20 protein-coding genes and 1 pseudogene are annotated in these 20,988 nt (G+C 71.5%); 14 read left to right on the top strand and 7 right to left on the bottom strand.

What is annotated here, in order from left to right; all coding sequences use genetic code 11:
• Window positions 1–40: 40 nt before the first annotated feature.
• From ACWD4B_RS28215 to ACWD4B_RS28250, 8 genes and pseudogenes are all read left to right on the top strand, one after another.
• Window positions 41–1,324 (top strand): CpaF family protein, encoded by a 1,284-nt coding sequence (locus tag ACWD4B_RS28215; protein WP_451423418.1) that lies wholly within the window; start codon window positions 41–43, stop codon window positions 1,322–1,324.
• Window positions 1,325–1,330: 6 nt separating this feature from the next.
• Window positions 1,331–2,275, top strand: a complete 945-nt coding sequence (locus ACWD4B_RS28220) for a type II secretion system F family protein (RefSeq protein WP_451423401.1) — start codon at window positions 1,331–1,333, stop codon at window positions 2,273–2,275.
• A 19-nt stretch (window positions 2,276–2,294) separates the two neighbouring features.
• Entirely contained in the window at window positions 2,295–3,197 is a 903-nt protein-coding gene (locus tag ACWD4B_RS28225) for a DUF5936 domain-containing protein (RefSeq protein ID WP_451423402.1), read from the top strand.
• A gap of 452 nt (window positions 3,198–3,649) precedes the next feature.
• Window positions 3,650–3,814: a Flp family type IVb pilin gene (locus ACWD4B_RS28230; protein ID WP_336416269.1), complete on the top strand. Its 165-nt coding sequence runs from the start codon at window positions 3,650–3,652 to the stop codon at window positions 3,812–3,814.
• A gap of 35 nt (window positions 3,815–3,849) precedes the next feature.
• Window positions 3,850–4,395, top strand: a pseudogene (locus ACWD4B_RS28235) (pilus assembly protein TadG-related protein); the annotation flags it as partial.
• 26 nt (window positions 4,396–4,421) lie between these two features.
• Complete coding sequence (locus tag ACWD4B_RS28240) at window positions 4,422–5,000, top strand: hypothetical protein (RefSeq protein ID WP_451423403.1); 579 nt, start codon at window positions 4,422–4,424, stop codon at window positions 4,998–5,000.
• A gap of 7 nt (window positions 5,001–5,007) precedes the next feature.
• Window positions 5,008–5,622, top strand: coding sequence for an OmpA family protein (locus ACWD4B_RS28245; RefSeq protein WP_451423404.1), 615 nt, complete (start codon window positions 5,008–5,010; stop codon window positions 5,620–5,622).
• Between the two features lie 122 nt (window positions 5,623–5,744).
• Window positions 5,745–6,896: a hypothetical protein gene (locus ACWD4B_RS28250; RefSeq protein ID WP_451423405.1), complete on the top strand. Its 1,152-nt coding sequence runs from the start codon at window positions 5,745–5,747 to the stop codon at window positions 6,894–6,896.
• A gap of 96 nt (window positions 6,897–6,992) precedes the next feature.
• Here ACWD4B_RS28250 and ACWD4B_RS28255 read toward each other — a convergent pair whose 3' ends face one another.
• On the bottom strand, window positions 6,993–7,364 hold the full coding sequence (locus ACWD4B_RS28255; protein ID WP_451423406.1) for a DUF192 domain-containing protein: 372 nt from the start codon (window positions 7,362–7,364) through the stop codon (window positions 6,993–6,995).
• 58 nt (window positions 7,365–7,422) lie between these two features.
• Here ACWD4B_RS28255 and ACWD4B_RS28260 point away from each other — a divergent pair, with 58 nt between their 5' ends.
• Entirely contained in the window at window positions 7,423–8,148 is a 726-nt protein-coding gene (locus ACWD4B_RS28260; RefSeq protein WP_451423407.1) for a prepilin peptidase, read from the top strand.
• A gap of 519 nt (window positions 8,149–8,667) precedes the next feature.
• Here ACWD4B_RS28260 and mgrA read toward each other — a convergent pair.
• The gene (mgrA, locus tag ACWD4B_RS28265; protein ID WP_336415426.1) at window positions 8,668–9,705 is read right to left on the bottom strand and encodes an L-glyceraldehyde 3-phosphate reductase; all 1,038 of its coding nucleotides are present in this window, start codon (window positions 9,703–9,705) and stop codon (window positions 8,668–8,670) included.
• Window positions 9,706–9,815: 110 nt separating this feature from the next.
• Here mgrA and ACWD4B_RS28270 point away from each other — a divergent pair, with 110 nt between their 5' ends.
• From ACWD4B_RS28270 to ACWD4B_RS28285, 4 genes are all read left to right on the top strand, one after another.
• The gene (locus ACWD4B_RS28270) at window positions 9,816–10,577 is read left to right on the top strand and encodes an isoprenyl transferase (protein WP_336415427.1); all 762 of its coding nucleotides are present in this window, start codon (window positions 9,816–9,818) and stop codon (window positions 10,575–10,577) included.
• A 406-nt stretch (window positions 10,578–10,983) separates the two neighbouring features.
• Complete coding sequence (locus tag ACWD4B_RS28275) at window positions 10,984–12,306, top strand: PhoH family protein (protein WP_451423408.1); 1,323 nt, start codon at window positions 10,984–10,986, stop codon at window positions 12,304–12,306.
• A gap of 428 nt (window positions 12,307–12,734) precedes the next feature.
• Window positions 12,735–13,451 (top strand): aggregation-promoting factor C-terminal-like domain-containing protein, encoded by a 717-nt coding sequence (locus tag ACWD4B_RS28280; protein WP_451423409.1) that lies wholly within the window; start codon window positions 12,735–12,737, stop codon window positions 13,449–13,451.
• A gap of 145 nt (window positions 13,452–13,596) precedes the next feature.
• Complete coding sequence (locus tag ACWD4B_RS28285; RefSeq protein ID WP_451423410.1) at window positions 13,597–14,916, top strand: AI-2E family transporter; 1,320 nt, start codon at window positions 13,597–13,599, stop codon at window positions 14,914–14,916.
• A 196-nt stretch (window positions 14,917–15,112) separates the two neighbouring features.
• Here the strand turns inward: ACWD4B_RS28285 and ACWD4B_RS28290 are convergent, their stop codons facing one another.
• Window positions 15,113–15,646: an alkyl hydroperoxide reductase gene (locus ACWD4B_RS28290; RefSeq protein ID WP_336415431.1), complete on the bottom strand. Its 534-nt coding sequence runs from the start codon at window positions 15,644–15,646 to the stop codon at window positions 15,113–15,115.
• Between the two features lie 5 nt (window positions 15,647–15,651).
• Window positions 15,652–16,203 (bottom strand): peroxiredoxin, encoded by a 552-nt coding sequence (locus tag ACWD4B_RS28295; RefSeq protein ID WP_451423411.1) that lies wholly within the window; start codon window positions 16,201–16,203, stop codon window positions 15,652–15,654.
• 132 nt (window positions 16,204–16,335) lie between these two features.
• Between ACWD4B_RS28295 and ACWD4B_RS28300 the strand changes: the two genes are divergently transcribed.
• A complete protein-coding gene (locus ACWD4B_RS28300) occupies window positions 16,336–17,310 on the top strand; it encodes a LysR substrate-binding domain-containing protein (protein WP_451423412.1) in 975 nt (324 codons plus the stop codon).
• A gap of 44 nt (window positions 17,311–17,354) precedes the next feature.
• On the opposite strand, the gene ACWD4B_RS28305 is transcribed toward ACWD4B_RS28300, so the two are convergent.
• Genes ACWD4B_RS28305 through ACWD4B_RS28315 form a run of 3 tightly spaced genes read right to left on the bottom strand, consistent with a single transcriptional unit; the run spans window position 17,355 to window position 20,975 of the window.
• On the bottom strand, window positions 17,355–19,772 hold the full coding sequence (locus ACWD4B_RS28305; RefSeq protein ID WP_451423413.1) for an ABC transporter permease: 2,418 nt from the start codon (window positions 19,770–19,772) through the stop codon (window positions 17,355–17,357).
• Window positions 19,759–20,454, bottom strand: coding sequence for an ABC transporter ATP-binding protein (locus tag ACWD4B_RS28310; protein ID WP_336415436.1), 696 nt, complete (start codon window positions 20,452–20,454; stop codon window positions 19,759–19,761). The genes ACWD4B_RS28305 and ACWD4B_RS28310 overlap by 14 nt, the downstream gene beginning before the upstream one ends.
• Window positions 20,451–20,975 (bottom strand): PadR family transcriptional regulator, encoded by a 525-nt coding sequence (locus ACWD4B_RS28315; RefSeq protein WP_171079933.1) that lies wholly within the window; start codon window positions 20,973–20,975, stop codon window positions 20,451–20,453. The genes ACWD4B_RS28310 and ACWD4B_RS28315 overlap by 4 nt, the downstream gene beginning before the upstream one ends.
• Window positions 20,976–20,988 lie beyond the last annotated feature (13 nt).

Genomic DNA, 20,988 nt, shown 5'->3' on the forward strand with positions numbered 1-20,988 from the left:
CAGCCGAAAGGGCACGCCGCATTCCGATTTCGCCGTGCCCCTGACAAGCGCCTGTGCTCGGGAGTATTCGGGCCGGGAGGCGCAGGGCGCAAGGGTCGCCGCGGGCGAGCGCCGCAGCCGACTGGAGCGCGTCCTCGGGCACATCATCAGCCGCGAGGGCCCGGTCCTCTCCACCGCGGAGCGGGACCGGCTCATCCGCCGCGTCGTCGACGAGGCCCTCGGGCTGGGCGTCCTGGAGCCGCTGCTGGAGGACCCCTCGGTCACCGAGATCATGGTCAACGGGCCCGATCAGGTCTTCGTCGAGCGGGCCGGCCGCGTCGAGGCCGTCCCCGTCCGCTTCGCCTCCTCCGAGCAGTTGATGCAGACGATCGAGCGGATCGTCTCGACCGTCAACCGCCGCGTGGACGAGTCGCATCCGATGGTCGACGCCCGGCTGCCGAGCGGCGAGCGCGTCAACGTGATCATTCCCCCGCTGGCGCTCAACGGCCCCACCCTCACCATCCGCCGCTTCCCCCGCGCGTACACCCTGCACGAGCTGACGGCCCTGGGCACCCTCGACGAGCAGACGCTGCTCCTGCTGTCCGCGCTCGTCCGGGCCAGGTTCAACCTCGTCGTCTCCGGGCCGACGGGCTCCGGCAAGACGACGCTGCTCAACGCGCTGTCGGGGCTGATCCCGGAGGGCGAGCGCATCATCACCGTCGAGGACGCGGCCGAGCTGCAGTTGCAGCAGCCGCACGTGATCCGCCTGGAGTCGCGCCCGCCGAACGTCGAGGGCAAAGGCCGCATCACCATCCGGGACCTCGTCCGCAACTCCCTGCGCATGCGCCCCGACCGGATCATCGTCGGCGAGGTGCGCGGCGGGGAGACGCTCGACATGCTCCAGGCCATGTCCACCGGCCACGACGGCTCGCTGGCCACCGTGCACGCCAACAGTGCGGAGGACGCGCTGCTGCGGCTGCGCACCCTCGCGTCCATGTCCGAGGTGCGCATCCCCTACGAGGCGCTGCGCGACCAGATCGACAGCGCCGTCGACTGCATCGTCCAGCTCACCCGCACCGCGGACGGCACCCGCCGCATCACGGAGGTCGCCCTCCTGGACAGCGACAGGAACGGCGGAGGCACCGGTCACCGCCTCGTCACCGTCTGCCGCTTCGACGCCGAACCCCTCGGCCCGGACCGTGTCGTCCGCGGCCGCTTCACCCACCTCCCGCTCCCCGAACGCGCCGCGGACCGGCTCCGGTTGGCGAACGAGGCCGTGCCGCCCGCCTTCGGCGTCGCCGCGCTCCCCGGCGGGCTCACCATCCGAGAGGCCAGGCAGAGGTAGCCGCACATGGACAATCTGGCACTGCTGACCGTCGGCACCACCCTCGTGGCCGGCGCCCTGGGCGTCGCGGGCGTCCGGGCGTACGCGGCCGGGCGGGCACAGCACCGCTCGCTCGTCGACCGGCTCTCCGACACCCCGGCCGCCGCGTCGTCCGGCACCGGGCGGGCCCGCCGGCTCGCCGGTCTCGACCGGTATCTGCGCACCACCCGGTACGGGAGACGGCTGGAGCTGCGCATCGCCGCGACGGGACTCCGCGTCACGGCAGGGGAGTTCACCCTGTACGCGGTGGGCGTCGCGGCCGGGCTGTGGCTGGTCGCGGCCGCGGCGCTCGCGCCGTTCTTCGGCCCGCCGGCGGGGGTGATCGGCGTCTGGGCCGCTTTCTCGTTCCTGGGCTGGCAGCGGCGCAAGCGCACCGAGAGGTTCATCGGCCAGCTGCCCGAGCTCGCCCGGATCCTGGCCAACGCGACGCAGGCCGGGCTGGCGCTGCGCACGGCCCTGGGCATGGCGGCGGAGGAGATGGAGGCCCCAGCGGGCGAGGAGCTCGCGCAGGTGGCGGACCGGCTCTCGATCGGGCACTCCGTGGAGGAGTCGCTGGGCGAACTGGCCGAGCGGCTGCCGTCCCGCGAACTGGTCGTCCTCGTCACGACGTTGGTGCTGTCCAACCGCGCGGGCGGCACGGTCGTCAGCTCGCTGCGCAATCTCACCGTGACGCTGGAGGAGCGCAAGGAGACGCGGCGGGAGGTGCGTACGCAGTTGTCGCAGGTGACGGTGACGGCGTACGTGGTCCCCCTGATGGGCGTCGGCACGCTGCTGCTGATGGACCGCATCGTGCCGGGCTCGCTCGGCCGGATGACGGGGTCCTGGCTCGGACAGGCGGCCGTGATCGCCGCGTTCGGGCTGTACGGCCTCGGCTTCTTCCTCATCCGCCGCATGTCGAAGATCGACGTCTGAGGACGGGGGGCGGACGGCCATGGGAACGGGTACGGGACTTCTGCTGGCGCTGCTGGCCGGGGCCGGCGCGGTGGGCGTCTGCTACGGCATCGCGCTCTGCCGCAGCGAGGCGCAGCTGCCGCCGGATCTGGCACTGGCGCTGGAGGTCGGTGCGACGCGCACCACGGCGGTGGGCTCCGCGGTGGACCGGCTCGGTATGCGGTACGCGCCGCTGGTGCTGCGGATGATGGGCGAGAAGCGGGTGGCGCGGGTCCGTACGCGCATCGACCGCGCGGGCAATCCGGGCGGCCTCACCGTCGACCGGTACGCGGCCCGGCGGGCGGTGTACGGGATGCTGGGCTTCGGTGGCGCGTTGGTGATGGCGCTCAAGGGGCAGCCGTTGCCGGCGGTGCTGCTGGTGGTGTTCGGGCTGTTCTGGATCGAGGTCGGCATCTGGGCGGCCGTCCGCGAGCGCAGGGACGCGATCGAGCGCACCCTGCCGGACTTCCTGGACGTCCTCGCCGTGGTCGTCAGCGCGGGCCTGGGCTTCCGGCAGGCGCTGGACCGGGTGGCGGAGCGCTACGAGGGGCCGTGGGCCGACGAACTGCGCATCACCCTGCGGCAGATGGACATGGGTGTCAGCCGCCGCCAGGCCTTCGACGATCTGCGCAAGCGCAACGACTCCGAGCAAGTGGCGCGCTTCGTCACGGCCTTGCAGCAGGGCGAGGAGCTGGGCACCCCCATTGTCGACACGCTGATCGGCATCGCGGCCGACATGCGCCGCACCGACGCCCAGCAGGCCCGGCGGCGGGCGGCGCGGGCGGTTCCGAAGGCCACCATGGTCATCACGACGTTCATGGTCCCGGGCACGATGATCCTGCTGATTGCGGGGTTCTTCCTGGGCTCGGGCATGGATTTCGGCGCGGTCACGGGAGGCAGATGATCCCGGCCCGCCGATGGTGAGAGCGGACGACGAGAAGGGAGACCCCCGTCATGCAGCCGCCTCCGCGGGGCAGCGCATCCGCGCACGCCTCGCAGCACACCTCGCCCCATCACGCCGCCCCGTGCTCCGAACGCGCCCGGGCGGCACCGTCGGAGTTGTGTGAAGACCCTTCGCTCCTGCAACCGGATATGGGACAGTCGGCGCGGGGCGGCCGGGGCGAGGGCTCCCCGCCGACGGAAGCGGGGTGAGGCGGATGCGGCACGGTGATCGCCAACTCCCCTTGTCCGCACGGTTCCTTACGGGGGAACGGTGGTGCGTGCTCTGTTCCGGGACGGGCGTTCCGGCGTACGTTTCTCGTGCCGTGAACGGCACCGCCGATGGCACCGCTGATGGAACCGCCGATGAAGGGGAGCACGATGCGGAAGCAGCACTTAGCGCGCACGCGCACGCGCATGCGCACGGTTGGGGCGGTCCGGGACGACCGGGGGCAGACCTCGGTCGAGTACCTGGGCATCATCGCCGTGGTCGTCGCGATCATCCTGGTGCTGACGACCACCGACTTCGGCACCATGATCGCCACCGCCATCACCAACCAGATCTCCAAGATCACCGGTTAGGCGCCGGCCCGGGCGGCGATGCGGGGCAGGCCTTCCCCCTCTACATCACGGCGGTGGCCGCCCTGCTCTTCCTGGCCCTGGCCTTCTTCGCCGTGGGCCAGGCCGGCGCCGCCAGGAACGGGGCCCGCACGGCGGCCGACGCGGCGGCGCTGGCGGCCGCGCAGGACTACCGCGACCAGCTGCGCACGGGCCTGCTGACGGCGCTCGCCGCGGGTGCGGACGGGCAGGACTGGCTGGCCGGGCGCGGCGCCGACGCTGCCCGCGCCTGCGCGGCGGCAGCCTCGTACGCCGCCGCGAACGGCGCCCGCCGGGCCGTCGCCTGCGACGAGGGCGACCGGCCGGGCTCGTTCACGGTCGCCGTCGTGTCGGCCGCGTCCGTGGGCCGTTCGGTGGTGCCGGGCACCGAGCACTTCCATGCGAAGGCCACGGCGACGGCCGTCGTGGCACCGCGCTGCGCGACGGGCCCCGCGGCCGGGCAACTGACCTGCGACGGAAGGGTGCTCGACGTCGGCCCCCGGCAGCAGCGCCCCGGCACCGTCGTGAAGGCCGCGGACCTCTTCACCGTCCACCTCGCGAAGTGACCGACGACCAGCAAAGGAACGTATTCATGACGAGGTTCCGCAGATGCAGGGCGCGGGCGACGCTGTCGGCGGCCTTGCTGATATCCCTGGCGGCGCTGACCGGTTGCGGGAGCGACGACGGAAAGGGGGACGCGTCCCCGGCCGCGGCGTCCTCCGCCCGGCCGGTGTCGGGGTCCGCGAGCGGGAACAGGTCCGCGTCGGACGCCCCGTCGGAGTCCATCGGCGAGATCAAGGGACCCGACGGGGTCGTGGTGAGCCTCACCTCGGCGGTCCGGGACAAGAGCGGCTTCGTCACGGTCAACGGGGCGGTGACCAACCGGGGTTCGAAGCCCTACACGCCGCTGACCTGGCGGTCCAAGGAGACGGCGATGAAGTCCCAGTCGTCGGTCTCGGGCGCCTCGCTCATCGACGAGGCGGGCCGCAAGCGCTACCTCGTACTGCGGGACACCGACGGCGAGTGCCTGTGCACCACGGGCCTGGTCAACATCCGCCCCGGCGAGAGCCGCACGGTCTTCGCACAGTTCCCCGCGCCCCCCGACTCCGTCACGGAGGTCGACTTCCAGCTGCCGGCCATGCCGTCCGTCCACATCAAGCTCTCGGGGTGAGCGCACCGTGCCGACACCACTGCGGGCCCGCTGCGGCACCGTCCTGGCCGCGCTCCTCCTCGGCACGGCGGCCGTCTCCTCCGCACACGCCGACACCGGCCCCGGCAGCCCCGCCGACACCACCCCTCCCGTGAAGACCGACCCGGGCGCGCACGGCCTCAGGCTCCGCCCGGGGGCGAAGCTGGCGCCCGGGCGCGTCCTGGACATCAAGTCCGTGGTGGAGACGGACGGCGGCACCGAACGCCGTGAGGACACCAACGCGGACGTGACCTTCGCCGTCCAGGCCGAGGTCCTCTTCGACAAGGACAGCTCGGGCCTGGGCGGCGCGGCGGACGCCCGCATAAAGTCCATCGCCGACGAGGCGCGCCGCCAGCACGCCACCACCATCCGCATCTTCGGCTTCACGGACAACCTGGGCTCCCCCGAACACGGGGTGGACCTCTCCAAGGAACGGGCCCTGTCGGTCCAGCGCCAACTCGCCGACCAGCTGGGCTCGTCGGCGGTGAGCTACCAGATCCGCGGCTACGGGGAGGACTACCCGATAGCGGACAACGCGACGGAGGAGGGCCGCAGAAAGAACCGCAGGGTGGAGATCAGCTTCCCGAGGGGTGGCGCCCCATAGGGGCGCGGGGAACTGCGCGATCAGCCACAGACGGTCCGCAGCCGTAGGACAACGCTCGAAACCGCCCCCATCCGGTAGGACAACCGGCAGGATGGGCCTGTCCGGTGCAAGGGAGGCGGGAGATGAGGGGCGGGATCACCATTCTGGCCGCATTAGGAGCGCTGGCCGCACCACCAGGCGGCCAGTTGCCCACCTACACGATGGCCCCGAACGCCCAGCCCGTCCGCGGAACGGCCACCGCAGACGACGCCTCCCAACTCAAGCCGGGCACGGGCACGTACACGGACAGCATCGCCCCCGGTGAGAAGAAGTACTACGCGGTGGCGCTGGACGACGAGTCCAGCGCATACGTCTCCGCGGTCGCCGCGCCCCCGCCGGGCGCGGCGCTCGGCCTGCGCGACGGCATCGCGGTCTCGCTGCAGACCGCGGACGGCACCCCGTGCGGAACGCCGCGGCACCGCACGTTCCTGTCGGAGGGCGGGCCCTATCCGCTCGCCGACACGGCGGAGCGCGTGGTGAAGACGGGCGGGCCGTGCCGGGCGGCGGGCACGTACCGGTTCGTGCTGGAGCGCGGGGACGCCGCGGGCGGCGACCCGGCGCCGGTGCCGGTCGAGCTGGCGTACATGACCGCGGAACCGGTGGACGGGCCCACGGCGCAGGGCGGTCGGCCGTCGGGGCCGGCGCACCCGATGCCGGAGGGCGAGCCGCGGAAGGTGACGGGCGGAACGGGGTTCAACGACGCCGCCGAGGTGCGCGAGGGCGTGTGGACGGACGCGCTCCGCCCCGGCGAGACCCGCTTCTACCGGGTGCCGGTCGACGAGGGCGAACAGCTCTTCGCGGACGCGGAGTTCGGGGCCGTGGGCGGCAGGACCGCCTACGCGGTGAGCGGGGTGCGCCTCGGGCTGAACAACGGCGTCCGCGGCCATGTGCTGAACAGGACCGGGGGCTACAAGGGCACGCCGACGGAGCTCTCCCTGGCCGCGGCCCCGACCACCCTGCCGGGCTGGCAGTTCCTCCAGGTCAGCGTCAACCCGAGGGCGGGGCAGGGGGAGGCCGTCCCGGTGACGCTGCGGGTGGACGTGGGCGGCACGCCCCGGCCGTCGGGCTCCGCCGGGCAGGGCCACGGCGGGGTCGGCGGCACGGCACTGGCGGCACGGGCCCGGCCGCGCAACGAGTCGCTGAGGATGGTGGGTTACGCGGGGGTCGGCACGGGCACGGTGCTGCTCCTGGGCCTGGGGGCATGGACCTGGCTGGCCCGGCGTCGCGCCCCGTAAGGTGGGCGCCCCGTAAGGGGCGCGGGGCTGTTGACATATGCGGCTCCGCCGCGTGGGCGCGACCAGCTCCCACCGGCCCGCAGCCGAAGCACCACCTCAGGATCCGGGGCGAAGCCCCGTAGAACGACGGGCCGCAACCCGCACCCGCACCCCCGGCCGCACCCCCCACCGGGCCATCGCGCCCGCCTCGGCTTCCAGCACGTGGCGCGCCCGGAGCCGCGGTGCGCCGAGTCGCCCCGGGGGCATCCGGCACACGTCGAGCACGGTGAACTCCCGGTCCAGGTACGCCACGTCGAGCGCGAACCGCATGCCGAAGGTGTGGACACTCCCGGCCGGGGTGAGCAGCAGCGCACCGTCGATCCCGGTCCGGCCCAGCAGCCCGCGCGTCCGCGCCCGCCAGGACGCCGCGATCTCCAGCGGGATCCCGGACGCCCCTCCTGTCACGTCGAGTTGGGGGTCGGCAGTCATGCGCCCAGGTTATCCACAGGCCCGGGCGAAGATTGCTCACGCGCCGTAATCTCGTTGCATGGAAGCGGTGTTGATCGTTCTTGCGGCGCTGTACGGGGCCGTGGCCGGTGCGCTGCTGCCGCGCGCGCGGTACCGGCTGTGCGTGGAGCCGGGTGCGGAGTGGCGGTCGTGGGGGCCGTGCGGGCATCCGGTCGGCGGGTGGGCCGGGCGGGCGCGGTGCGGGGTGTGCGCCGAGGGGTACGGGGTGCCGGTGGCCGTCCCGGCGGTGGCCACGGTGCTGGTGTGCGCGGGGCTGGCCGCGGGCACGGGTGTGCGGCCGGAGCTGGCGGTGTGGCTGGCGGCGGCGCCGGTGGGAGTGCTGCTCGCGGGGGTCGACCGGTCGGTGCACCGGCTGCCGGACGTGCTGACGCTGCCGCTGGCCGCGGGCCTGGCCGCCGGGCTCGGCCTCGCCGCCCTGATACCGGGGGCGGCCGGGTCGTGGCGCGGTGCGCTGCTCGGCGGGGCGGTGCTGGGCGGCGGCTACGGCGCGCTCTTCCTGCTGCACCCCGCGGGCCTGGGCTTCGGGGACGTGAAGCTGGCGGCCGCCCTCGGCTGCGCCCTGGGCTGGTACGGCCGGCCGGCCGTCGTCCTCGGCGCCCTCGCGGGGCTGCTGTCGGGCTCGCTCTACGGCTCGGTGCTGCTCGTGACGCGCCGGGCGGGCCGCGGTGCGGCGATCCCGCTCGGGCCGTTCCTGCTCGCGGGGGCCTGGGCGGGGGTGATCGCGGGAGGCTCGGGAGCGGTGTGAGGCGGAGCGGGGTGATCAGGTGCGGTGCATCCGGTGATCGGAAATTGCCCAGAGGGGATCACTCTGCGTGTCCATCCCGGGGCGACGCGTTGCGCCGCGTCTCACGAATGGCGGCGACGCGTCAATCCGCCGAAAACTTTCGAAGACATTCCGGAAAGGTTCGGCGACCCTTCTCGGGATCAGACCGCTTGACCTGTTATACGGTGTATGCCCTGCGCTGGCTGGCCTTATGTGTTCCGAAGCCGCTTTGTCGACAGGCCTGTTCAAGATCAACTAAGTCGCTTCGGGTCAGCCCGCCACACGCCGTCACCCTCATCGGTGCACAAACAGAGGCCCCGAAGCGGTTATGGTGGAAACCCCCCCTCGGGCCGGTCCGTATCCCCCCCACGGACCGGCCCGTTTTCTTTCCCCCGTGTCACTCTCTGTAGGGAAGAGCGCGACCTTGGGCGACGATCGCCCGTTACGGAGCACTTTCCGGAATCGGCGGATCCGGAAAACGATCCGTATTCATCCGGGGTTTCACCCGCGGCGCGCCCAGATATTGACGCCTTCCGTGCTGACGGCCAGCGCCTCGATCTCCGCCAGCTCCTCCTTGGTCAGCTCCGGCGCACCGACCGCGGCCACATTGGCCTCCAGCTGGGCCACGCTGGACGCGCCCATCAGCGCGGAGGTCATCCGCTCGTCCCGCAGCACCCAGCTGAGGGCGAGCTGGGCGAGGGACTGCCCGCGCCGCTGCGCGATGTCGTTCAGGCCGCGCAGCCGCCGTACGACGTCCTCGGTGAGCAGCCCCGCGTCCAGCGAGGTGCCCCGGGAGGCGCGCGAGCCCTCCGGGACGCCGTGCAGGTACTTGTCCGTGAGCAGGCCCTGGGCGAGCGGGGCGAAGGCGATGCAGCCCATGCCCTCCTCCTCCAGGGCGTCCAGCAGGGCGTCCTCCTCCGTCCAGCGGTTGATCATGGAGTAGGACGGCTGATGGATGAGGGCCGGTACGCCCATCTCGCGCAGCAGCCGGGCCGCTTCGCGCGTCTGCTCCGCGTTGTAGGACGAGACGCCCGCGTACAGCGCCTTGCCCTGGTGCACGGCGGACGCCAGGGCGCCCATCGTCTCCTCCAGCGGCGTCTGCGGGTCGAAACGGTGCGAATAGAAGATGTCGACGTAGTCGACACCCATCCGGCGCAGCGATGCGTCGAGTGACGACAGCAGGTACTTCCGAGAGCCCCACTCGCCGTACGGGCCGGGGTGCATCAGATACCCGGCCTTGGTGGAGAGGACCAGCTCGTCGCGGTAGGGCCGGAAGTCCTGGGCGAACAGCTTGCCGAAGTTCAGTTCGGCGGAACCGGGCGGCGGGCCGTAGTTGTTGGCCAGATCGAAATGGGTGACCCCGAGGTCGAAGGCCCGGCGGAGAATGGCGCGCTGCGAGTCGAGGGTGCGGTCGTCGCCGAAGTTGTGCCACAGTCCCAGAGAGACGGCCGGCAGTTTGAGGCCGCTGCGGCCCGTACGCCGGTACTCCATGGCGTCGTAGCGCGTCTCGGCAGCCCGGTACAGCAAGGGATCGGTCATGGCCATCTGCCTATCACGGTCCTGTGACGGGCCGAGTTGGGTGCACGCGACACGCTGGCAGTAGGGTGGCGCCTTCGGGGCGACCGCCGAGCATGGAGGGGCTGGAAGACGTGAAGTTGCGCGACCTGGTGTACAGGCTTTACGCACGCCGGGTGGAGGGCCGCCTCGACCACGCCCAGGTGCCCAAGCACATCGGCGTCATCCTCGACGGCAACCGCCGCTGGGCGCGCGCCGACGGCCGTACGACGGTACAGGGCCACCAGGCCGGCGCCGACAAGATCTCCGAGCTGCTCGGCTGGTGCGCCGAGACGGACGTCGAGGTCGTCACCCTCTGGATGCTGTCCACGGACAACCTGGACCGGTCCGCCGAGGAGCTGCACCCGCTGCTCACGATCATCGAGAACACGGTGCGCGGCCTGGCGGCCGACGGCCGTTGGCGCGTGCACCACGTGGGCACCCTCGATCTGCTGCCGGCCCGGACCCAGTCCGTCCTCAAGGAGGCGGAACAGGACACGACCGGCATCGACGGAATACTGGTCAACGTGGCCGTCGGCTATGGCGGCCGGCAGGAGATCGCCGACGCGGTGCGCTCGCTGATCCTGGAAGCCGCGGAGAAGGGCAGCTCTTTCGAGGAGCTGGCCGAGACGGTCGACGTCGAGCACATCACCAAGCACCTCTACACGCGCGGCCAGCCCGACCCGGACCTCATCATCCGCACCAGCGGCGAACAGCGTCTGTCCGGTTTCATGCTCTGGCAGAGCGCGCACTCCGAGTACTACTTCTGCGAAGTCTTCTGGCCGGCGTTCCGAAAGGTCGACTTCCTGCGCGCACTTCGCGACTATGCGGCGCGACACCGGCGTTACGGGTTCTGAGCCCCGAAAGGCGCGAGCGACCGAGAACCACCCGCACGCGTAGCCACACGCGACCGACGGACTACGGCCCCTGACGGACCGAACGTTCACCTGTGAGTCGCATATGCCATTGCATGGTCTCCCGGCACAGCGGGAATATCCCCTCCAGGCCGACGGCCGGTCATAGGGCCGTCGCTCTGCCAGCGGGCGGCATGGGGCCGCCCGCCCGGGAGGCCTTTTTGCACCAGACGACGACCGTGCGCTGCAGGATGCGGATCCGGCGAAGCCGAGTGGATCCCGCGGGCCCATGGGGCCGCCGCACGGTCGGCGCGGAGGGCCGGCGTCCGGCTCCCCGCACGGCAGGCTCCCGGACCGTTCCCCGCGACACCGTCGCGCCCCGACCTCTTCCGAGGGGGTTCGTCCACCCGTGGTGACCAGCAAGAAGCGCCGTGAGAACGACCGGCGCACCTATGTCCTCGACACCAGCGTCCTGCTGGCCGACCCAGGAGCCATGTGCCGCTTCGAGGAGCACGAGGTCGTGCTTCCCGTCGTGGTGGTCACGGAGTTGGAGGCCAAGAGGCATCACCCCGAGCTGGGCTACTTCGCCCGCAAGGCGCTGCGCCTGCTCGACGAGTACCGCGTGCAGTTCGGCCGGCTCGACGCGCCGATCCCGATCGGCGAGCTGGGCGGGACGCTGCGGGTCGAGCTCAACCACTCGGACACGGGCATACTGCCGGCCGGATTCCGCCTCGGCGACAACGACTCGCGCATCCTCGCGGTCGCCCGGAACCTCCAGGCCGAGGGCTACGACGTCACGGTCGTGTCGAAGGACCTCCCGCTGCGCATCAAGGCGTCCGCGGTGGGGCTGCTGGCCGAGGAGTACCGGGCGGAGTGGGCCGTCACGGACTCGGGCTGGACGGGCATGGCGGAGCTGGCCGTCACGGCCGGGCAGGTCGACGAACTCTTCGCCGAGGAGCAGGTGTACGTACCGGAGGCCGCCGAACTGCCCGTGCACACGGGTCTGGTGCTGCAGTCCGAGCGCGGCAAGGCGCTGGGCCGGGTCGCGGCGGACGGTTCGGTGCGGCTGGTGCGCGGCGACCGGGAGGCCTTCGGGATCCACGGCCGCAGCGCCGAACAGCGCATCGCGCTGGACCTGCTGCTGGACCAGGAGATCGGCATCGTCTCGATGGGCGGCCGGGCCGGCACGGGCAAGTCGGCACTGGCGCTGTGCGCCGGGCTGGAGGCCGTCCTGGAGCGGCGGCAGCACCGCAAGGTGATGGTCTTCCGGCCGCTGTACGCGGTGGGAGGCCAGGAGCTGGGCTATCTGCCGGGCAGCGAGGCGGAGAAGATGAGCCCGTGGGCCCAGGCGGTCTTCGACACCCTGTCGGCGGTGACCACCGCCGAGGTGATCGAGGAGGTGGTCGGGCGCGGCATGCTGGAGGTGCTGCCGCTCACCCACATCCGCGGACGTTCGCTGCACGATGCGTTCGTCATCGTGGACGAGGCGCAGTCGCTCGAACGAAACGTTCTTCTGACCGTTTTGTCGAGGATCGGGGCCAACTCCCGTGTGGTGCTGACCCATGACGTGGCGCAGCGCGACAACCTCCGCGTCGGGCGCTACGACGGCGTGGTCGCCGTCGTGGAGCGGCTGAAGGGCCACCCCCTCTTCTCCCATGTGACGCTGACGCGTTCGGAGCGTTCGCCGATTGCGGCGTTGGTGACCGAAATGCTGGAGGACGGCCGCATCTAGGCCAGTTCGCCCGGGAAAGGCGAACTCCCTGCTGAACGCAGTGCGCGGCAAAGCCGAAAAGCTTAGCCGCGCGCTGTTGCCGGGTGCCGAACTTTCCGCAAAACCCCTGGAGTAAACGGGGTGTGAGCTTTCACACGTACCCATGAATTGCCTACGGGCGTGTCGTTCGGGCAGAGTCTCAGTCCTGTCAGGCCCCGCATACGGCACTTGAGCCCCTCAGGGGGCGGTGTGTAACACAAACTGAACAGCGTCGCCGTATGCCGCCCGAGCATCATGCGGACCTCCTTCGCGGGAGGGCCCACCGGGTCCGTGCCTCCAGTGACCAGCCGGCTCCTGCTTCTTGGGGGTCGCGCCTGACGGAGGCCAGCGCCAGGGGCACGATTGCGCCCGCGAGGTCACCTGTGCGGGTGCTGCTGGAAGGAAACCGTGTGAGCCGGATTTCGGTCCGGGGATTCGCCGTGGCATCCGCCACCGCGGTCACCACCGTGGGCGCCGTCGTGGGCGTCGCAGCGGGCAACGATCAGGGCGCGACGACCGACCGTGTCGAGGCCACCGCAGCGGACACCACGCTCCTCGCGGAAATCCCCGTCGGACAGAACGTCCAGGCGCAGACCGCTTCCCTGACGCAGCAGGCCGACACCCAGGCCGACGCCGCCGACACCGCAGCGAAGAAGGACGTCGAGGAGGCCGCGCGCAAGCAGGCCGCCGAGGACGCCACCGCGAAGAAGCAGGCGGCCGACGACGCGGCGAAGAAGGAGGCCGAGGAGAAGGCCGCCAAGGAGCGCGAGAGCGACCAGGTCGCCAGCCGCTCCGCGACGCGCGACGCCTCGGACTTCGCGGCCAAGAGCTCCTACTCCGTCTCCGACGTCCAGGCCATCGCCCGGCAGATGGTCCCCGGCGACCAGTTCCAGTGCTTCAGCAACATCGTGAACGAAGAGAGCACCTGGAACTACACGGCCGTCAACTCCTCCTCCGGCGCCTACGGTCTGGTCCAGGCCCTGCCCGGCGCCAAGATGTCGTCCGCCGGCGACGACTGGCGCACCAACCCGGCCACCCAGATCAAGTGGGGCCTCAGCTACATGAACGAGCGCTACGGCAGCCCCTGCTCCGCGTGGACGTTCCACCAGGCCAACGGCTGGTACTAGACCTCGGTCCCACTTTTCCGGGCCCTCGACCTCAACCAGGTCGGGGGCCTGTGGTGTCTTCATCGACGGATCGTTTCGGCCGCGGAGCGGTGGCCCGGTAACGTCGGGTCGGATGGCCACGGGGGAGTGGGGTAGAGGAAGAGAAATGTCCAGATTGCCACAGTGGGTCGGCGGCTTGGGAGCGGGCCTGACGCGGCTCGCCGAGAAACTCGACGAGCGCAAGGCCGCCGTCGCCGAGCCGGCGCCCGCCCCTGCCCCGGCCGCGGTCCCTGCCGCGGCTCCCGAACCGGCCGTCGTCGAGCCGGAACCGGAACCGGCCGCCGAGCAGGCGGCCGAGCACGTGCCCCCGCCGCCCAGTTATGCGCCGGCCGTGCCGTCGCGGCCGGACCCGGTGGCCGCGGTGCCGTGGGGCATACGCGTCGCCGCCGAGGCCAGCTGGCGGCTGCTGCTCCTGGCGGGCACGCTGTGGGTGCTGATGCAGGTGATCAGCGCGGTCCAGCTGGTGGTACTGGCCTTCGTCGTGGGCCTGCTGATCACGGCGCTGCTGCAGCCCACCGTCGCCTGGCTCAAGGCGCACGGCGTGCCGCGCGGCCTCGCCACGGCGATGACCTTCATCTCCGGCTTCATCGTGATGGGCCTGGTCGGCTGGTTCGTGGTGTGGCAGGTGACGGACCACCTGGACGACCTGACCACACAGGTCCAGCACGGCATCAAGGAACTCAAGCGCTGGCTGCTCAACAGCCCGTTCCACGTCACCCAGACGCAGATCAACAACATCGCCGACAACCTCAGCCAGGCGATCGGCACCAACACCAAGGACATCACCTCGGCGGGCATAGAGGGCGTCCAGGTCATCATCGAGGTGCTGACCGGCATCCTGCTGGCCATGTTCAGCACGCTGTTCCTGCTCTACGACGGCCGGCGCATCTGGGAGTGGCTGCTGAAGCTGGTGCCGAGCGCCGCCCGCGAGGGCGTCGCGGGCGCCGGCCCGCGGGCGTGGGCCACGCTGACCGCGTATGTGCGGGGCACGGTGATAGTGGCCCTGATCGACGCGATCTTCATCGGCATGGGGCTGTTCTTCCTCGACGTGCCGATGGCGGTGCCGCTGGCCGTCTTCATCTTCCTGTTCGCCTTCATCCCGCTCGTCGGCGCGCTGGCCTCCGGTGCGCTGGCGGTGATCGTGGCGCTGGTGACCAAGGACGTCTTCACGGCGGCGATGGTGCTGGCGGTCGTCCTCGCGGTGATGCAGATCGAGAGCCACGTGCTGCAGCCGTTCATCCTCGGCCGCGCGGTGCGCGTCCACCCGCTGGCGGTGATCCTCTCCGTCGCCTGCGGCTCGATGATCGCCGGCATCGGCGGCGCGGTCGTGGCGGTCCCGCTGGTGGCGGTGATCAACTCGGTGGTGGGCTACCTGCGGGAGTACGCGAAGGCGTCGCCCCCTGCGGAGGGCCGGGGCGCCCCGTAGCCCCGTCAGGGGCGCGGGGAACTGCGCGATCAGCCACCGTCGGCCCGCAGCCGACGCACTGCCCTCGCGGTCCGGGGCGTAGCCCCGGGACGTCGACTGCGGCCGCGTCGTGGCTGATCGCGCAGTTCCCCGCGCCCCTTACGGGGCACGAAAGGGCCCCGCCGACGAATCGGCGGGGCCCTTTTACGTCAAAGCCTCACGCAGTGAGAACGGCTTCGGCGTCCAGCGTGGCACCAACGGCCTGCAGGACAGAGGCGATCTTGAACGCCTCCTGGATCGTCTCGCGAGAGACCCCGGCCTTGCGCAGCACCTGCTCGTGGGAGTCGAGGCACATGCCGCAGCCGTTGATCGCGGAGACGGCCAGCGACCACAGCTCGAAGTCGACCTTCTCCACGCCCGGGTTGCCGATGACGTTCATCCGCAGACCGGCGCGCAGGTTGCCGTACTCCGGGTCCGACAGCAGGTGCCGGGTGCGGTAGTAGACGTTGTTCATCGCCATGATCGCGGCAGCGGCCTTGGCGGCGGTGTACGCCTCCGGCGACAGGTTCTCCTTGGCCTGCGGCTCCAGCTCGCGCAGCACGATCGGCGAACGGGTCGCGATCGCGCAGGCGAGGACGGTGCCCCACAGCTGCTGCTGCGGCAGGTCGGAGTTGCCGATGACCGAGCCGAGGTTCAGCTTCAGGTCCTTGGCGTAGTCCGGAACGGCGGACTTCAGCTCGTCGAGCGCCATGGCGATCAGCCCGCGAGCAGGGAGGCGGCGTCGAGGGTCTCCTCGCCCTTGCTCCAGTTGCAGGGGCACAGCTCGTCCGTCTGCAGCGCGTCGAGGACCCGCAGGACCTCCTTGGGGTTACGGCCGACGGAGCCGGCGGTCACCATGACGAACTGGATCTCGTTGTTGGGGTCCACGACGAAGACGGCGCGCTGGGCGTAGCCGTCCTCACCCTCGACGCCGCAGGCCTGCATCAGCTCGTGCTTGGCGTCGGCCAGCATCGGGAAGGGCAGGTCGCGCAGGTCCTTGTGGTCCTTGCGCCAGGCGTGGTGGACGAACTCGGAGTCGCCGGAGACACCGAGGATCTGGGCGTCACGGTCGGCGAACTCGTCGTTCAGCTGGCCGAACGCGGCGATCTCGGTCGGGCACACGAAGGTGAAGTCCTTCGGCCAGAAGAAGACGACCTTCCACTTGCCCTCGTGGGACTTGTGGTCGATCTGCTCGAACTCCTTGCCGCTCTCGAGCGAGACGCAGGCGGTCAGGTCGAACTCGGGGAACTTGTCACCGACAGTGAGCACGCGCTCTCCTTGCAGCGGAGGAAACCCCTGGGTGAGAAGTTTCCTGCGGGTTGGACGGCTCCCACAGTGCCACAGGAGGCATTGATAGCGGAAATAGCTAGACTGGGTCGTGTTGATCGGAGGCGGTTATCAGTGGTGGTGGACATAGGTGCCGGGCAGGCGAAGGTCGCTCCGGCGCGCCCCCGGCAGCCGAGCCTGGCGCAGCTGCGGGCGTTCGTCGCGGTCGCCGAGCACCTGCACTTCCGCGATGCGGCGACGGCGATCGGCATGAGCCAGCCGGCGCTCTCGGGGGCGGTCTCGGCGCTGGAGGAATCCCTGGGGATTCAGCTTCTCGAGCGTACGACGAGGAAGGTGCTGCTCAGTCCCGCGGGTGAGCGGCTGGCGGCGCGGGCGCGCACGGTCCTCGACGCGGTGGGCTCGTTCATGGAGGAGGCGGACGCGGCGCGGGCGCCCTTCACGGGCGTGCTGCGGCTCGGGGTGATCCCGACGGTGGCGCCGTACCTGCTGCCGACGGTGCTGCGGCTGGTGCACGACCGCTACCCCGACCTCGACCTCCAGGTCCACGAGGAGCAGACGGCGTCGCTGCTGGACGGCCTGACACAGGGCCGGCTGGACCTGCTGCTGCTCGCGGTCCCGCTGGGTGCGCCGGGCGTCGTCGAACTCCCCCTCTTCGACGAGGACTTCGTGCTCGTCATGCCGAACGACCACTGGCTGGCCGGGCGCGAGGACATCCCGCGCAGTGCCCTGCGCGAGCTGGACCTGCTGCTCCTGGACGAGGGGCACTGTCTGCGCGACCAGGCGCTCGACGTGTGCCGGGAGGCGGGCCGGACGGAGGGTGCACTGGCCACGACCAGTGCCGCCGGGCTGTCGACGCTGGTGCAGTTGGTGGGCGGGGGCCTCGGGACGACGCTGCTGCCGCGGACGGCGCTCCGCGTGGAGACGGGACGCAACGACCAGCTGGCGACGGGCTGCTTCGCGGACCCGGCGCCGTCGCGGCGGATTGCGTTGGCGATGCGGGTGGGGGCGGCGCGGCAGGCGGAGTTCGAGGAGTTTGCGAGTGCGTTGCGGGAGGCGCTCGCGGCGTTGCCGGTGCGGATCGTGGGGTGACCGGGCGGGCTGCAAGGGTGGGGCCGGGGCCCCACCCTCCCGGCTCACTCCGACCGCAAGCCGTCCGCCCGCATCATGCGCCACAGCGGTACCAGCCCCAGCACCGTCACCGCCAGGATCACCGCCGCCCCCGTGCCGGCCACCGGTGCGAAGGACCACCAGTCCTGGACGCTCTTGTGCAGCAGGCGCAGCATGGCCCAGCCCATGCCGAGCCCGCCGGCCACCGCCAGAACCATGCCGAGTACCACCGGCACGACCGTCTGCCACAGCACCGACCAGCCCAGCGTCGAGCGCCGCGTGCCGAACGCGACGAGCACCGACAACAGCCGCTTGCGCTCACGCAGTTGCTCGGCCGTCGTCACGGCCATGCTGGCCGCGATCAGGGCGAGCGTCGCCACCGCGCCGATGAGCAGGCCCTTCTCGACCGTCGCGTAGTGGTTGTCCTTCACCACGCCGCCCATGCGCCACACCCGCATCGACGGGTCGATGTGGGCCGCCGTGTTGCGGAACTGCTCGATCGCGTCCAGGTCGCCCTTCTTCACCTGCGCCACGAACGTCGTCGTCGCATCCGGGATCTTCGCGACGTCGATGGCCGAGGGCGTGGCCAGGATGCCGAAGGGATGATCGCCGGCCGGATCCGGCCGCGTCGTCACCACACGGGCCGAGGCGGGGACCGTCCAGTCGTACTGGCGCGCCTTCTGCCCGGACGGGGCGCTCCACTCCTTCGTCGTCAGCCGGGTGCCGGGCGCGAAGCGGTGCTCCGTGTCGACGTTGCCGCCCGGCTCCTGGGCCACGAAGACGTCGCCGTCGCGGCAGGAGTCGATGTGCGCCATCCGCTGCAGCGTGGCGCAGTCCCCGACATGGATCGAGGTGACCGCGTTGGTGTCGCCCGGCTTCTCGGCGTAGCGCTCCACGTAACCGCTCACCGCCTCCACGCCCTTGGTGGCGCGGAACCGTTCGGTCCAGGCGCTGGTCTCCTCGGCCGTGCCGGGGCGGTACGAGGCCCGTATCTGGAAGTTGCCCGGATCGTGGCCGTCGGACTTCAGGTAGTCGTTCTGCACTCCGGCGAAGAGCATCTGCACCGCGATCGCCCCGGCCACGGCCACCGTGATGCCGCTGACTGCACGCGCCGCCGGGCCGCTGTTGAACTGCAGCTGCCGGGAGGCCAGTTGCCAGGGCAGCGGGCCGCCGCGGAAGCGGGACACGCAGATCTCCACCACCCAGGGCAGCAGCGTCGTCACACCGATCAGCAGCAGGGCCGCACCGGCGGCGATCTGGTACGTGTCGAGCGGTACCGAGTGCTCCGCATAGCCGGAGGCCTTGCGGAACAGCGGCAGCAGCAGGGCGACGCCCGCCGCGGGGATCAGCAGCCGCCACCACAGTCGGCGGCGCCGGGCGGCCGTGTTGCGCACGATGCCCAGCGGCTCGATGGCGACGCGGCGCAGCGTGACCAGCGTGACGACCACGGCGCACACGGGCACGGCCACGGCGATCGTCGCCGCGATCCAGGGCTCGGGGACGATGTCGGAGGGGAAGACGCTGCTGTCCCGGATCGTGAGGTACGTCGCGAACTCCCGCAGGAACAGGAAGAGTCCGGCACCGACCGACAGCCCGAACAGCGCGCCGGCCAGTGCCTCGCCCGCCGCGACGCGCCGGGTCATCCGCGCGTCGGCGCCCACGAGCCGCAGCGCGGCGAGCCGTTGATCGCGCCGCTCGCCGCCGAAGCGCACGGCGGTGACGATGAAGACGCCGATCGGCATGAGCAGCACGACACACACGACGATCACGAGCAGGACGATCGCGGCGTCCAGAGGGATGTCCGGTTCCTCGTAGCCGTAGCTGTCGACGCGAGTGGTCCCGTGGCCCGGCGCCAGCTTGTCGCTGCCCGCGTAGTAGAAGAGCTCGCTGGGGCCGATGAGTCCCGAGGGGGCGATGGTGCCGACGGTCCGGTAGCCCTCGAACCGCTCGCGCAGCAGCTTCCCGTCGTCCGAGCGCAACAGCTCGTCGAGCGCGGGGGAGACCACCATCTCGCCGGGCCGGGGCATGGCCTTCACACCCGGAGGGGCAGGGGCCTCGGGCCCGTCGGCCTGCAGCACCGCACCCTGGACGGGCTTGTCGTGGTAGTCGGTGCCCGCGGTCTTGTAGAGGAACGTGCCGCTGCCGGGCTTCAGTTCGTGCGCGGGCCGGTTGTCGAAGAACACCGAGGGGCTGTCGACCGCGCGGGCGGCGCTGCGCTGGTGGCGCTCGGACATCATGTGCGGCACGGACGCCGCGATCATCAGCAGGGCCACGCCGAGCCCCACGCCGACCGCGGTCAGCGCGGTGCGCAGCCAGGCCTCGCGGCCGCCGGTGACGGCGAACCGGATGCCCATGGCCAGGTCGCGGGCCCAGGCCGCCACGCCGGTCGGCCCGGAGGGACGCTCGGGCTCGTGACGCTCGGGCTTGTGGTCAGGCGGCGTCATACATCCCCGCCATGTCGCGTGCGGTGCCGTCACGGACGACGACCTCGCGGTCGGAGTACGCGGCCACGCGCGCCTCGTGGGTGACGAGGACGACGGCGGCATGCGTCTCGCGGGCGGAGTCGGTGAGCAGCTGCATGACGCGCTCGCCGTTGAGGGAGTCGAGCGCGCCCGTGGGTTCGTCGGCGAAGACGACGCGGGGCTCGCCGACCAGCGCACGGGCGACCGCGACGCGCTGGCCCTGGCCGCCGGAGACCTGGCCGGGGCGGTGGTGGCGCACGTCGGCGACCTCCAGGCGCTCCAGCCACCGCAGGGCGCGGGCCTCGGCGTCCTTGCGCTTGTGGCCGGTCAGGCGCAGCGGCAGGGCGGCGTTCTCCAGGCAGGTCAGCTCGGGGACGAGCTGGCCGAACTGGAAGACGAAGCCGAACTCGCGGCGGCGCAGGGCGCTGCGCTCGCCGTCGGACATGGCGGCCAGGTCGCGCCCGTCGTAGTGGACGGTGCCCGCGTCGGGGCGCACGATGCCGGCCAGGCAGTGCAGGAGGGTGGACTTGCCGGAGCCGGAGGGGCCCATGACGGCGACGACCTCGCCGGCGTGGATGGAGAAGTCCGCACCGTCCAGGGCGGTGGTGGGTCCGTAGGCCTTGCGCAGGCCGGCGGCGGATATCAGGGAGCCGTCGGGGGTCATGCGCGCACCGCCTTCGCGAGCTGGTCGAGCCGGGCCGCGGTCAGTTCCAGCCATCGCAGGTCGGCTTCGAGATGGAAGAGCGCGTGGTCGCAGATGAGCTGGTCGGCGAGGTCGCCGTCGCGCTTGCGCTGGGTGAGGTCGCGCATGAGGCGCAGGTGCTCCGAGCGCTGGGCGTCCAGCAGGTCGCCGGCGTCGCGGCCGGTGAGCAGGGCGAGGACGACCTTGGTGTAGAGGGTCGACTGGAGGTAGGGCTCGGGCTTCTCCGGCTGCGCCAGCCACTGGGCGACGTCGGTGATGCCGGCGTCGGTGATCGCGTAGCGCTTGCGGTCCGGCCCTCCGCCGTGCTCGATGCCGTCGACCTCGACGAGACCGTTCTTCAGCAGCCGGGACATGGTCGCGTAGACCTGCCCGTAGTGCAGCGGCCGGTCGTGGCCGAAGTGCTCGTCGAAGGTCCGCTTGAGGTCGTAACCGTGCCGCGGGCCGGACTCCAGGAGGGCGAGGAGGGTGTGACCTATGGACATGTGGGACACAGTA

The organism is Streptomyces sp. NPDC002536, from assembly GCF_053594995.1.